The sequence below is a fragment of the Mesorhizobium waitakense genome (assembly GCF_056431085.1).
On sequence record NZ_JBWKME010000103.1, the window covers coordinates 1 to 13,208 of the forward strand.

Annotated in this window: 11 protein-coding genes and 1 tRNA gene; 7 read left to right on the forward strand and 5 right to left on the reverse strand. The window is 60.4% G+C overall.

What is annotated here, in order from left to right; genetic code table 11:
- Window positions 1–166 precede the first annotated feature (166 nt).
- A complete protein-coding gene (locus tag AC07FD_RS22395; protein WP_095088674.1) occupies window positions 167–1,042 on the reverse strand; it encodes a restriction endonuclease in 876 nt (291 codons plus the stop codon).
- A gap of 229 nt (window positions 1,043–1,271) precedes the next feature.
- Between AC07FD_RS22395 and AC07FD_RS22400 the strand changes: the two genes are divergently transcribed.
- Window positions 1,272–2,291 carry a hypothetical protein gene (locus tag AC07FD_RS22400; RefSeq protein WP_143748826.1) on the forward strand — a complete coding sequence of 340 codons (1,020 nt, stop codon included), beginning with the start codon at window positions 1,272–1,274 and terminating at the stop codon, window positions 2,289–2,291.
- Complete coding sequence (locus AC07FD_RS22405) at window positions 2,288–2,914, forward strand: GTP pyrophosphokinase (protein WP_095088670.1); 627 nt, start codon at window positions 2,288–2,290, stop codon at window positions 2,912–2,914. Before AC07FD_RS22400 ends, AC07FD_RS22405 begins: the two co-directional genes overlap by 4 nt.
- 162 nt (window positions 2,915–3,076) lie before the next feature.
- Here the strand turns inward: AC07FD_RS22405 and AC07FD_RS22410 are convergent, their stop codons facing one another.
- From AC07FD_RS22410 to AC07FD_RS22420, 3 genes are all read right to left on the reverse strand, one after another.
- Window positions 3,077–4,306 carry a tyrosine-type recombinase/integrase gene (locus tag AC07FD_RS22410; RefSeq protein ID WP_095088668.1) on the reverse strand — a complete coding sequence of 410 codons (1,230 nt, stop codon included), beginning with the start codon at window positions 4,304–4,306 and terminating at the stop codon, window positions 3,077–3,079.
- Window positions 4,307–4,518: 212 nt separating this feature from the next.
- Window positions 4,519–4,594, reverse strand: a tRNA-Phe gene (locus AC07FD_RS22415).
- A 326-nt stretch (window positions 4,595–4,920) separates the two neighbouring features.
- On the reverse strand, window positions 4,921–5,814 hold the full coding sequence (locus AC07FD_RS22420; RefSeq protein WP_457153786.1) for a helix-turn-helix domain-containing protein: 894 nt from the start codon (window positions 5,812–5,814) through the stop codon (window positions 4,921–4,923).
- A gap of 85 nt (window positions 5,815–5,899) precedes the next feature.
- On the opposite strand from AC07FD_RS22420, the gene AC07FD_RS22425 reads away from it, so the two are divergent.
- From AC07FD_RS22425 to AC07FD_RS22445, 5 genes are all read left to right on the forward strand, one after another.
- Window positions 5,900–7,171 carry an ABC transporter substrate-binding protein gene (locus AC07FD_RS22425; RefSeq protein ID WP_478351585.1) on the forward strand — a complete coding sequence of 424 codons (1,272 nt, stop codon included), beginning with the start codon at window positions 5,900–5,902 and terminating at the stop codon, window positions 7,169–7,171.
- A 106-nt stretch (window positions 7,172–7,277) separates the two neighbouring features.
- The gene (locus AC07FD_RS22430; RefSeq protein ID WP_478351586.1) at window positions 7,278–8,138 is read left to right on the forward strand and encodes a carbohydrate ABC transporter permease; all 861 of its coding nucleotides are present in this window, start codon (window positions 7,278–7,280) and stop codon (window positions 8,136–8,138) included.
- The gene (locus AC07FD_RS22435) at window positions 8,135–8,971 is read left to right on the forward strand and encodes a carbohydrate ABC transporter permease (protein WP_095088662.1); all 837 of its coding nucleotides are present in this window, start codon (window positions 8,135–8,137) and stop codon (window positions 8,969–8,971) included. Before AC07FD_RS22430 ends, AC07FD_RS22435 begins: the two co-directional genes overlap by 4 nt.
- Window positions 8,972–8,979: 8 nt before the next feature.
- Window positions 8,980–10,059 (forward strand): ABC transporter ATP-binding protein, encoded by a 1,080-nt coding sequence (locus AC07FD_RS22440; RefSeq protein ID WP_478351587.1) that lies wholly within the window; start codon window positions 8,980–8,982, stop codon window positions 10,057–10,059.
- Between the two features lie 34 nt (window positions 10,060–10,093).
- On the forward strand, window positions 10,094–12,121 hold the full coding sequence (locus tag AC07FD_RS22445) for an aldo/keto reductase (RefSeq protein WP_478351588.1): 2,028 nt from the start codon (window positions 10,094–10,096) through the stop codon (window positions 12,119–12,121).
- A 26-nt stretch (window positions 12,122–12,147) separates the two neighbouring features.
- On the opposite strand, the gene AC07FD_RS22450 is transcribed toward AC07FD_RS22445, so the two are convergent.
- A complete protein-coding gene (locus AC07FD_RS22450; RefSeq protein ID WP_478351589.1) occupies window positions 12,148–13,170 on the reverse strand; it encodes an AraC family ligand binding domain-containing protein in 1,023 nt (340 codons plus the stop codon).
- Window positions 13,171–13,208 lie beyond the last annotated feature (38 nt).

Sequence of the window (13,208 nt, forward strand, 5' to 3'; positions counted from 1 at the left end):
CTGACGGGCAAGGAAGAAGCCCTGCTGGTGGCCACCGCCTGTTCCAGTCCGCCGCCTCGACCTAGTGAGTGTCTACTTGCCCCAACCGATACCGACTCGTCCCACTTCCAGTCCATTATGTCGAAGCCCTGCGGAGAAGCGCGACGACCAAGTCGATAACCATTCGTCATGGAAACAGCTCGCGCACGGACACCTTCGGCCGCCGCTCTTCGATCGCGATGCGGAGCTTCTTGGCCACGATCTTTTCGAGCGAAATCCGGCGACGCAACGCTTCGACGACGTCCATGCCGTCCATCATGACGATGCGCCTAGCGACGAAAGCTTGGAGTCCTTCCGGAGTGAATCCCGAATATGAAACGAACAGGCCACGCGCGCCTTCGAAGTGTTGCCCGATCAGCTCTTGGAACGACCGGAGTTCAGCAGCGCCGGTCTGGCCATTGCGCCATTTCGCTTCGAGGAAATAGACGGTGTTGCCGTGCAGGAAGCTGCCGTCGATCTGCTCGCCTTTGAGCTTGAAGGCCTTTCGCGGTTCTAACCCCCAGGCATCGAACCAGCGCTTCAGAAACTTCTCAAAAGCGTAACCACGCGCCTGTGCTGCATCGTCCATTCCATGCAGCACCATGAACTCGTTTTCGAGATCGACCTGTGTGGATTCGGTTAACCCGCGGCCCAGCGGCGCATTGGGTTCAGGGGTGGCCGCGCCCGGAATCGGCTTGCCGCCCAGCCGCTCAACCAGTGCGCTCAGTCGCTCGCGCCCCTGGGGAACGCAATCTTCGTGTCCCGCAATATAGGCCACGCGATATTCCCAAAGGCCGTGCAGCGCCTTTACGATCGCGCTCTTTTGGGCCTTCTGCATAAATGCGCGCAGGCGCTTGCCCTTACTGTTGGCGTTGTCGATCAGATAGGCGTCGTTGTAGATATCGACGCCCACATCGTCCCGGAAGAATTCTTGGTAGGTGCGGTTAGTGAAGTCCATGACGTAACCGTCGCCGAACAGATCGCCGACAAGCTTCAGATCTACCGCCTTGATTTCGCCGCTCATCGACTCACTATTCCAATTATCTCAGCGACCAATTTGATCCAGCACCGAACACGAACGCAATTGCGTTTCTGTTGGTGCATCCGCCTGTCCACATTCCCGCTGACAGCCCGTTCTCACCAACACATGAGCGTCGTTCCAAACCCATCGGCCTAGCCCGGCGACCCTGCGAGAACAGATTTGTTTTGAAAATACCTGTGCTAAAGAAGGCCTTCCGGGCCAGGAGGGGACATTGCCAATTCAAAATATCCATACTTACTTGGTTCACCCCAACAAGGGGGTCGAAAACGCAGCTGCCGTAGTTGGCAATGAAGTACCTCATGTGGGGGATATGTACGCGCTGTTGAGCTCTGTTTACGCGAAAGCAGACGTGGAATGTAACATCGGTATTGCTTTCAATCCGGCCGCTAACGGCATCCAGTCAAATCCATGCCGAAATCTACTTTTAGCTTATGCAAATGCGCCGACAATAGCTACAGGGCGAGGTCTAGCCGAAAGGCTATCGGGTGTAACGACGAAAAGGTCCGGCCTGGGATTGATGTTCTTGATACGTGGCATGGAGGGGGTGCATCACAAGGTAGTTGTCTCGCGTTTCCGCGCCAACAACGGCGTCGTAGTCAACGAAGCCGCCGATATGCTGACAGTCGAATTCATCGACCGTGTTTTTATGAAAAACGCGCATTCCTACAAAGCGGTGGTGTATCGCCATCAGTCCCTCACAGGGGGCTTCTGGGATGGCATGGCAGTCGACAAGCAGATTAACAGCCAAGATTTGGAGTCGTCCGATTATTGGGTGAAGGACTTCCTCAGCTCTTCGTTCAAAACCAGCGCTGCATCGGGGACCCGCAGGTTGGCGATAGCGCTGAAGGACGCCATCAAAAGCGCTCCAAACATCGACATCAAGAAGCAGATAAGCGCCGCCGTGACCCTCGCCGGCAATCTGGACGGACAGGCAATGAGCGTGAACGAATTCTGTGTCCGGTATAATTTTACCGAGGAAGCCCGAAGTGCTGTGACGACTGCGTTGGGTCGGGAGGACCTTGCCGGCGACAATTTCCAGTTCAGCGCGGCCGAGTTCGAAAAGCAGCTGCCTTACCGGACAGTTGAGCTCGATTCAGGCGCTTTTCTAACCGCTGGCGCAAGCGATTTCGACCAGGTCTTCAGTCAGGTGCCGGTCGCCGGCCACCATGATAAAATTCGATTTTCTACCGAAGGCAAGATCGTCAGTGAAAAGCTGGAAAAATCCCGATGAGTGATATCGAGGGTGACTATCGTCTCCGCCATGACAAGGCGTTGACACCGATAGCAGGATCGTTGGCGACCTATCTGAACGACCTTTTGAAAGGTATCCAACGAATAGACCGCGTTTCGACACGTCCTAAGTCAATAGATCGCTTTGTGGCCAAGGCAACTAAACTCAAGGATGACAGACCAAAATACGACGATCCGCTTCATCAGATCCAGGATCAGATCGGCGCCCGCATCATCACTTTCTATCTCGAGGACGTGCCGCGGGTCGCTGACGCTGTCCTACCCTATTTCCATGCCATCGAACGCCAAAAAATCGTGCCGGAACGCGAGTGGGAGTTTGGCTACTTTGGACAACATTATATCTTGATGTTACCGGCCGATGTGGTCGACTCTTCGATAGACAAGGCTCTTGTACCGGAATTTTTCGAACTCCAGATTAAAACCCTCTTCCAGCACGCTTGGTCCGAGGCAGAACATGATCTGGGGTACAAACCCGGATCTCAACCGTTAGAGGCCGACCAACTTCGTCAGCTGGCGTATACTTCAGCACAAGCATGGGGGGCGGATCGGATGTTCAATGAGCTGTTCTTGGCGAGGGAGGGCGTTCTGCGCAGTGCGGGCTAAGGCCTGCGTGGGGATTTCTACCCCGCTGCTAAATCACTGCCTCAGCGTACTGGGAAGCTCCGAATCCTTCATCCCCTGAGTAATCCGGTGCAATGGCAGCAAAGGGCAGAACTCGCTCCGATAGCGGACTGACGGCTTGCGGCCCAAACCAGACTTTCATGTTCACGGATGTGCGTTTGCTCTGAGACTTTTTTGACTCAGCCCGCCGCGGGTATCAGCGCTCTCAATTTCGTCCAGATAATCTGCCCACCACTGCAACATCCTTACGCGCTCTTCCCAGTGCTCCGCGCGGGCATAAGCGCGGCGAACGTCGTTGTTTTCGATGTGGGCCAGTTGGCGCTCTATGGCGTCGGGGTGCCACTTGCCGCATTCGTTTAGTAGGGTTGATGCCGTTGCGCGAAAGCCGTGCGCCGTCGCCTCTCGTTTGCTGTAGCCAAGACGACGCAGGGCCGCATTGAGGGTATTGTCGGAAATCGGCCTGGAAGCCGATCGCACGCTTGGAAATAGCAGCGTCCCATTGCCGGAGATTTTTGCAAGATCGGTCAGAATAGTCACCGCCTGCCTGGAAAGAGGAACCCGGTGTGGTCGTCGCATTTTCATGCGCGCTTCCGGAATGATCCAAACCGAATTTTCAAAGTCGAACTCCACCCATTCTGCGGCGCGAAGCTCACCGGGACGAGGAAACAGCAGCGCCATCAGCTTCAGGGCGGCTCGGGTTGTAGGCTGTCCGTCGAATGTCTCGATTGCACGCAGCAAGCCGCCCAATGCCTTCGGATCGGTAACGGCGGCACGCGGTGTGACCGTTGGACTGATGAGTGCGCCCCTCAGGGCGAACGTTGGATCTGCCTCAGCGCGTGCGGTCGCGATTGCGTATCGAAACACACTGCCAATAGTGGAACGAAGGCGCCTGGCCGACTCGTACCGCCCCCGAACCTCCACGCGACGAAGGGCAGTGAGAATTGTGGACGCATTGATCTCTCGAATGCTCTTATCGCCGATTGTCGGATAGGCAAAGTCGAGCAGCCATTTGACCTTGCTGATCGTCCGGTCGGCACGTCCCTCCTTCTTCAGCTTGTCAACATATTCGTCCGCGATTGACCGAAAGGTGTCTTTTGGCGAATTGGCTTTGCGGAACCTGCGCTCCTGCGCTGGGTCGGCAGCACCCTTAAGAAGGCGTTTTGCCTCATCGCGCGCTTGGCGGGCATCTGCGAGAGAAATGACAGGATAGCTGCCCAAGGACAGAAGCTTCTGCTTGCCGTCGAACCGATACGCCAGGCGCCAAAGCCGCGTGCCCGATGGCTGCACCCACAGCTGCAACCCCCCGCCGTCGGAGAGTTTCTGGAGCTTGGACGCGGGCCGGGTGTTGCGGCATTTCACGTCGGATAGAGCCATTTGTGGGACCTCCTGTTTGGCGCTTCGATACCAACAGACTCTCAGATACCAACAAAAATACCAACAGCTCGCCTCGTTGGACCAAGTTTGCCGAGCTACGACGAAATTCGCCCAAGCACGTCGCTCGTGCTGAAAATAGCAGCGAATTCAGGCGGTTATAGCGAGCAAAGCGTAGAGGCTTCGGCGAAAGAGTGCGCGGGGGAAGGAGAGGATGGTGCCCAGAGGCGGATTCGAACCACCGACACGCGGATTTTCAGTCCGCTGCTCTACCAACTGAGCTATCTGGGCCTGTTCCGGCAAACAAAATCTCGCACACCGGATCTCATGAGGCACCATGGGCGCCCCTTGAAAGCGCGTGGGTTATAGCACGGGAATCCGGCCTGTCCAGCGCCCAGATGGCGATTTCAGACAGGAAATGAGACGCCGTGCAATGGCCCGGTTCTGGTGCCGTGGCGACGGCCGGAACGGCTTGCAGCGCGGTCCTATTTCGGCCGGCGCCGCCCTTGTGCGCGTTGCCGTCGCGGACCGCAACGGCGCGACCCGTCTTTTAGCCGGCGATCAAGATGCGCCAATGCATTCGCGGCGCCGGGCAAGCACCGCCAGGTCGCCGGGTTCTATCTGGCGCCGGACACCCCTCTGCGAAAATCGGAGGGCGACATGCCGGCCAGCTTGCGGAACGATTTGTTGAAGGCGCTGAGCGAGCCGAAGCCCGAATCCATGGCGACGCGGAGCACATTGGCGTCCTGGTGCATCAAAAGCGCCTGCGCGTAGCTCAGCCGCAAAAGGTTGACATACTCGTTGAGCGTCATGCCCGTCGATTTCTTGAACAGGCTCATGGCATATTTGGGATGGATGTCGGCTGCCGCCGCGATGTTCACGCAATCGATGTCGTAGAGGAAGTTCTCGGCGATGAAATCGCACATGCGCCCGACGTTGCGCGACGACTGCTGGTCGAAGGCGCTGCCCGTTTCTTGGCCGATCGGGGTTGCGGAAACGAGCCGGTAGGGCTCGAACCGCACCCGCTCCAGCCGCAGCAGCAATTCGTTGACGGCGTGTTCCGCCTTGGCCTGGTCGCCGGACCGGGCGTAGCGGTTCCAGCGCTCGAAATTATGGTTGTCGGAGGGGTCGGTGGCACTCGTCACCAGTGTGGCACCCGTCATCAGCCGGTGCCGGATGTCCGTGGGCAGGTGCAGCCGGAAAAAATGCACCAGCGGCAGATGCGCTCCGGCATAGACGGCGTCGTCGGACAAATCGTCCATCTGGTGCGGCAGGCCACCCCAGAACAGGCACATCTCGCCGGCAGACAGCGAAATCTCGTGGTCGTTCATGCGGTAATGCACGCTGCCTCGCACGATGAAATTCACTTCGACCTGGGCATGCCAATGCGGTTTGAGCATCACCAGAGGACTAGTGTGAAACATTTGCAGCAGCAGCGGCAGGCCTTCCACGCTGCTGGCGCCAGGCTGGTAAAACGGTCGTTCCGGCATCTTACTTTCCGCCAATTTCATATTCCCTTTGACGGCGACAGCCCCTGCCCACTGCATAGTCTAGCCACGCTCACAGTGAGAGAGCAAATGGAATGGGAGGATTTCAATGCGCATCACAATGACCTGCGCCGCGCTCGCGCTCGCCCTGGGCTCTGCCCCGGCCTTTGCGCAATCCGGCGAAATTACGATCTGGAGCTGGAATGTCGCGGCTTCATCGCTGAAGGCGACCGTTGCCGGCTTCAACAAGCAATATCCCGACGTCAAGGTGACGGTCCAGGATCTCGGCAACCAGCCGACCTACGACAAGTCGATCGCCGGCTGCGCCGCCGGCGGCGTCGGCCTGCCTGACATCGTCACCATCGAAAACGGCGAGGCCGAGAATTACTGGAGCCAGTTCCCCGACTGCTTCGTCGACCTGCATACGCTGGGCTATACCGCCGAGGACCAGAAGAAATTCCCCGACTTCAAGCGCACCGAGCTCGAAGTCGGCGACAAGGCCTATGCAATGCCGTGGGATTCGGGTCCAGTGGCGGCCTTTTACCGCCGCGACTTCTACGAAAAGGCCGGCGTCGATCCGGCATCGATCAAGACCTGGGACGATTTCATCGCCGCCGGCAAGAAGATCCAGGCCGCCAACCCGGGCGTCTCGATGACCAATGCGGATTTCAACGGCGACAGCGAATTCTTCCGCATGATTTCCAACGAACAGGGCTGCGCCTATTTCGCCGAGGACGGCCAGTCGATCACAATCAACCAGCCCAAATGCGTCGATGCCATGACCAAGGTCAGGGAGATGAAGGACGCCGGCATCGTCTCTTCGGCCGACTGGGGCACCAAGATCACCAACAACACCGCCGGCACCGTCGCCACCCAGGTCTATGGCGGCTGGTATGAAGGCACCATTCGCACCGAATCGGCCGGTGAAAACGGCAAATGGGGTGTCTACCTGATGCCGAGCCTCACCGCCGACGGGCCACGCGCCGCCAATCTCGGCGGCTCCTCGCTGGCCATCACCTCGGCGTCCAAGAACAAGGAGGCCGCCTACGCTTATCTGAAATACACGCTCGGAACCAATGAAGGCCAGATCACCATGCTGAAGGACTTCGGCCTTGTGCCGTCGCTGGTGTCGGCGCTCAACGACCCCTATGTCGCGCAAGGCCTGCCCTACTGGGGCGGCCAGGCGGTGTGGAAGGACATTCTCGGCACCTTGCCCAAGGTTGTTCCAAGTCGCGGCACGCAATTCCAGAGCGACGCCGAAATCATCGTCCGCGCCGTGCAGACCAAATATCTGGCCGGTGGCTACCCCGACGCCAAGGCAGCGCTCGACGATGCCGCAAGCCAGATCGCCGCGGCGACCGGATTGCCCGTCAAATCTTGATCTGGACCGAGACGGTCCCGGGCGGCATTGATGCTGTCCGGGGCCGAACGCGCCACGTGTTTCAGCACGGGCGCGCCACCCCCTTGAACGCGGAAAGGAGGCTACAATGCGCTATCAGAATGCCACGGCGTATCGCTTCCTCGCGCCCTATCTGCTGATCTTTGCAATCTTCTGGGTGTGGCCGATCATCGATTCGTTCATGATCTCCTTCCAGGCGACACGCACCGTGCCATGGCGGTTCGCGCCCACCTTCAACTGGGGCCGGTTGATCGGCGACCCCGCCTTCTTTAACGCCCTGAAGAACACGCTGCTCATCCTCGTCATTCAGGTGCCGGTGATGATCACGCTGGCGCTGGTGATGGCGGTGCTGTTGAACTCGCCGCTGCTCAAGGCGAGGGGCCTTTATCGCTTTGCTTTCTTCGCCCCGGTCGTGGTCGGCGAAGTTGCCTACTCGGCGGTCTTCCGGCTGATGTTCAACCTCAACTTCGGCATCATCAACAAGCTCTTGAACAGCGTCGGCCTGCCCAGCGTCGACTGGTTTTCCAACGTCACGCCGGCAATGGCGCTGATCATGATCGCGGTCACTTGGCGCTGGGCCGGCTACAACGCCATCATCCTGCTCGCCGGCATGCAGTCCATTCCCGAAGATGTCTACGAGGCGGCGACGCTCGACCGGGTCAGCAAGCTCAAGCAGTTCTTCTTCATCACTCTGCCGCTCCTGAAGCCGGTCATCGTGTTCTGCCTTGTGCTGTCGATCATCGGCACCATGCAGCTGTTCACCGAACCCTTCCTGATCACCGAGCGCGGCGGACCGGGCGGCGGCACCGAGACGCTTGGCCTGTTGCTTTACCGCCAGGGTTTTCGATCGCTCAACTTCGGCTACGCGTCGGCCGTCGCCTACACCATGGCCGGGCTGGCGATCGCGATCACGCTGGTGCAGCTGTGGCTGACGAAGGAACCGAAATGAGTTCGCTTTCCTCCGCCAGGCTGGGGCGCAGCATCGCGCTGCATCTGTTCCTGACGCCGCTGGCGCTGATCTGGCTGTTTCCGCTGTGGATGATGGTGGTGTTCTCGACCATGCCCGACAACGGCATCTTCAGCCCCGGCATCGAGCTTTTGCCGCACGGCAATTTCATGGACAATTTCAACAATCTGCAGCGTGACACCGACTTCGTCGGCGCCATCGGCATTTCGGTCTCCGTGGCGGTGACCTACACGTTCCTGTCGGTGCTGCTGACGTCGATGGCCGGCTGGGCGCTGGCCCGCTACAGGTTCGTCGGCAAGGGCGTGGTTGTCGCCATCATCCTCGGCACCATCACGCTGCCCTATGCGGTGGTGCTGATCCCGCAATTCATCATGGTTGCACGCGATTTCAAGCTCGCCAACACATGGGTGGCGCTGATCGTGCCGCCGCTGTTCAATTCGCTTGGCGTGCTGTTCATGCGGCAGAGCTTCTCGATGATGCCGGACGACCTTTTCGATGCGGCACGCGTCGAGGGGGTGAAGGAATGGCGCATCTTCCTCTTCGTCGCACTGCCCCTGGCGCGGCCGATGCTGGCGGCGCTCGCCATCATCCTGTTCCTTGCCTCCTGGAACAACTATTTGTGGCCGCTCCTGATCAACAGCCAGCCCGGTTCGATGACGGCGCCGGTGGCGCTCGGCACGCTGATCGGCCTGACCAAGGTGTCGTGGGGCGGCATCATGGCGGGCGCGGTGATGCTGACGGTGCCGATGCTTGTCGTCTTCGTGCTGCTGCAGCGCCATTTCATCGCCGGCATCGCCGCCGGCGCGATCAAGTAAGGGACAGCATGGCGACAGTCACGCTCAACAATGTCATCAAGCGCTTTGGCGTCTTCGAGGTCGTCCATGGCGCCAACATCGACGTCAAGGACGGCGAGTTCGTCGTCTTCGTCGGCCCCTCCGGCTGTGGAAAATCGACGCTGCTCAGGATGATCGCCGGGCTCGAGGACATCAGCGGCGGCGAGATTGCCATCGGCGGCAAGCTCGTCAACGATGTCGAGCCGGCCGACCGCGGCATCGCCATGGTCTTCCAGTCCTACGCGCTCTATCCGCACATGAGCGTCGAACAGAATCTGAGTTTTGGGCTCAGGATGACCGGCAATCCGAAGGCCGACACCGACCGGCGCGTCAAGCGAGCCGCCGAAATCCTACGCATAAATGAATTGATGAACCGGCGTCCCAAGCAATTGTCGGGCGGCCAGCGCCAGCGCGTTGCCATTGGCCGCGCCATCGTGCGCGAACCGCAGGTGTTCCTGTTCGATGAGCCGCTTTCCAATCTCGACGCCGAATTGCGTGTCCAGATGCGGGTCGAGATATCGCGCCTGCACAAGGAACTCGGCACCACCATGATCTATGTCACGCACGACCAGACCGAGGCGATGACACTCGCCGACAGGATCGTCGTGATGCGCGCCGGCCATATCGAGCAGATCGGCCGGCCGCTCGATCTTTATGACAATCCCGACAATCAGTTCGTGGCGGGCTTTGTCGGCTCGCCGAAGATGAACTTCATCAGCGGCCGCATTGTCGGGCACGATGCACATGGTGTTGTGGTCGAACTGGCCGGTCAGGAGAAGACCCGTATCGCGCAACCTCTGACGGTCGCTGCACCCGAAGCGGGGAGCAAGGTGATGGTCGGTGTGCGTCCCGAACATTTTGGCAGCGCCGGAGAGCGAGACACCGACCTTGTGGTGCGCATCGACGTGGTCGAGCACCTGGGCGGCACAAGTTTTCTCTATGCCAGAACGGCGAACGGGGACGACGTGGTGATCCAGCGCGACGCGGCAAACGTTCCCGATGCGTCCGAGATCACGGTTTCCATCCGCAAATCCTACCTGTTCGATGAAAAAGGGCTGCGGCTGCGCTGACGGCCGCCGGTTCCAGCCTTCAAGGAGAATGACAATGACTTCAACAACGCCCATTCGCTGGGGCATTCTCGGCCCGGGCAGCATCGCCCTGGCCTTTGCCGGTGGCGCGGCCGCTGCGCGCACTGGCAAGCTGGTGGCCATCGGCGCCCGCAACCCCGCCAAGCCGGGTCTCGCCGAGAGTTTCCCCGGCGCCCGTATCCTAGACGGCTACGATGCTCTGCTCGCCGATCCCGACATCGACGCCGTCTACATTTCGATACCTCATCCCGGCCACGCGCAATGGGCGATCAGGGCCGCGGAAGCGGGCAAACACGTGCTTTGCGAAAAGCCGCTTGCGCTGACCGCCTTCGAGGCCGAAGCCATGATCCATGCGGCGCGCAAGGCCGGCACCTTTCTCGGCGAAGCCTTCATGTACCGGCTGCACCCGCAGACGCTGAAGCTGGTGGAACTGATCAGATCGGGCGTCATCGGCGATATCAGGATGATCAAGTCGAGTTTCGGCTTTGCCATGCCGGGCTTCATGCCGGAGCACCGGCTCTATGCCAACGATCTTGCCGGTGGCGGCATCCTTGATGTCGGCGGCTATCCGGTCTCGATGGCGCGGCTGATTGCCGGGGCGGCGGCGGGCCTCCCCTTCGCCGAGCCGGACAAGGTGGTTGGTACGGCCCACCTTGGCCAGTCCGGTGTCGACGAATGGGCTTCGGCGGTGCTGCATTTCCCGGGTGGCATCATCGCCGAAGTTTCCTGCAGCATCTCGCTCAACCAGGACAATGTGCTCAGAATCTTCGGCACCAGGGGTCGCATCGAGGTGCCGGACTTCTGGTTCGCCGGCGGCGACCGCGACGTCGGCCTGGGCCAGATCGACGTGATCGGATCCGACGGCGCGCGCGAGACCATCAGCGTCGACGAAAAGCGCCATGTCTATTCTTTCGAGGTCGACGCCGCCGGTGAGGCCATCCTCGCCGGGCGGCAGGAATTCGCATGGCCGGGCATGGACTGGGCCGACAGTCTCGGCACCTTGCGCGTCCTCGACAGATGGCGGGCGGCGGCGGGCCTGGAATACGGGATCGAGAAGGCCCCGCAGCGTACCAACACCATCTCCGGCCGACCTTTGCGCGCCGGCGGAACGGCGATCGCCAAGCGCACCATTCCGGGCCTGTCGAAGCCGGCGTCGGTGGTGGCGCTCGGCTTCGAGGATTTCCGCACCTTTTCTTCCGGGTCGATCCTGCTCGATGCCTTTTTCGAGGCCGGCGGCAATCTCTTCGACACCGGCTATGTCTACGGCGGCGGTTACACCGAGGCGCTGCTTGGCGAGTGGCTGAAAAACCGCGGCGTGCGCGCGCAATCGGTGGTCATCGCCAAGGGCGCGCATTCGCCGCTCTGCTATCCCGATGTGATCGGCAAGCAGCTTGACCAGTCACTCGACCGCCTGCAAACCTGCCATGTCGATGTCTATTTCATGCATCGCGACAATCCGGATGTGCCGGTCGGCGAATTCGTCGATGCGATGGATCGTGAGGTGAAAGCCGGCCGCATCCGCGGCCCGTTCGGCGGCTCGAACTGGACGATGGAACGCATGGACGAGGCTATTGCCTATGCCGAGCGGACCGGCAAACAGAAGCCCGGCGCATTGTCCAACAACTTCTCGCTGGCCGAGATGCTGGAGCCGATCTGGGCCGGCTGCGTGACCTCCTCGACCGATGCGTGGAAGACCTGGCTGGCCGCCCGGCAGATGCCGAACTTCGCCTGGTCGAGCCAGGGGCGCGGCTTCTTCACCGACCGCGCCGGGCGCGACAGGCACGACAATGAGGAACTGGTGCGGGTCTGGTACTCGGAGCGGAATTTCGGCCGCCGCGACCGGGCGATCGAACTTGCCGCGCGGCTGGGCAAGAGCCCGATCCATGTTGCACTGGCCTATGTGCTCAATCAGCCCTTCCCATCCATTCCGCTGATCGGGCCACGCACCCTGGGCGAGTTGGACGACAGCCTGCGCGCACTCGACATCACGCTTTCGCCGGCCGATCTCGAATGGCTGGATGGCGGCAGCCGGCACGCCGCCTGATGCATAATGAGAACCCCAAGGCGGCGTCAGGTCTCATCGTCCGGCATCCTGGCGCCGCGTCTGGCCGGGGTTCTCATGCTGGCATACATGCCGGTGGTGCGGAATTGGCTGGGCGTGATGCCGTAGCAGCGGCGGAAGACCTTCGAAAAATAATTAGCGTCGTCGAAGCCGCACAGGATGGCGACTTCCTTCACCGGCAGGAAGTCCACCTTGGTCAGCAGCTTCGCCGCGCGTTGCAGGCGCTGCTGTAGCACGAACTCGGCGGGCGGCAGGCCTTCGCTCTCGGCGAAACAGCGTGAGAAATGGGCTCGGCTGAGGCCACTGATCTGGACCAGGTCCGCCACCTGCAGCGGCTTGTCGAGATTGGCACTGATGTGATCGATGACCGGCTGCATGGCACTCTGTTTTTCGGCAAAGGCGTGTGAGCCGAAGACATCGTCATAGAGCGCCATCGCGGCTTCGTAGGCGACGGCGGAAGCAGCACCCGGCGAAGCGGCGCCCTTGATGAGGCGCAGGCTGCAATCGGCAAGATGGTCGATCGTCGCCGGCTGCAACCGAAACACCGGACCCGAGGTGCCGAGTATGGATTTGTGGATGCGCAGCGCCTCATCGCCGTTCATCGAAATCCAGAAATATTCCCAACGCTCATCCTTGGCCAGCCAGTAGCGGTGGTTGTGCGGCACCAGCACCAGCAATGTGTCGTTCTTCTGCAGGCGGTAGTTGCGGTTCTCATAGCGCAGCCGGCCTGTCCCGCTGATCGTGTGCTGGAGCACGGTGAACGGTGTCTGGCCCCGCTTGCGGCCGTCCCAGTCGTAGATCTCGTCCTCGCGCACTTCATAGCCCGTGCTCGTCGGCATGGCGTGCAGGCGCTGGCGGCCGCGCGGCAGCGAGATCGTGCGCATGGACTGTCCGTTGGCTATCAAATCCTGCAGCACAAAATTACCCTTCAAAGCACAATCCTTCTCTGGTCGCGCTCGTGAATAAGCGCATAATTCCCTTCGAAAAGCGAGAGAGATCCGCGGTCGAGGAGCGGACAGGGAGGTTGGCATGGCCGGATTCCGGCGTGTCCTGCACACATGTCATGGCA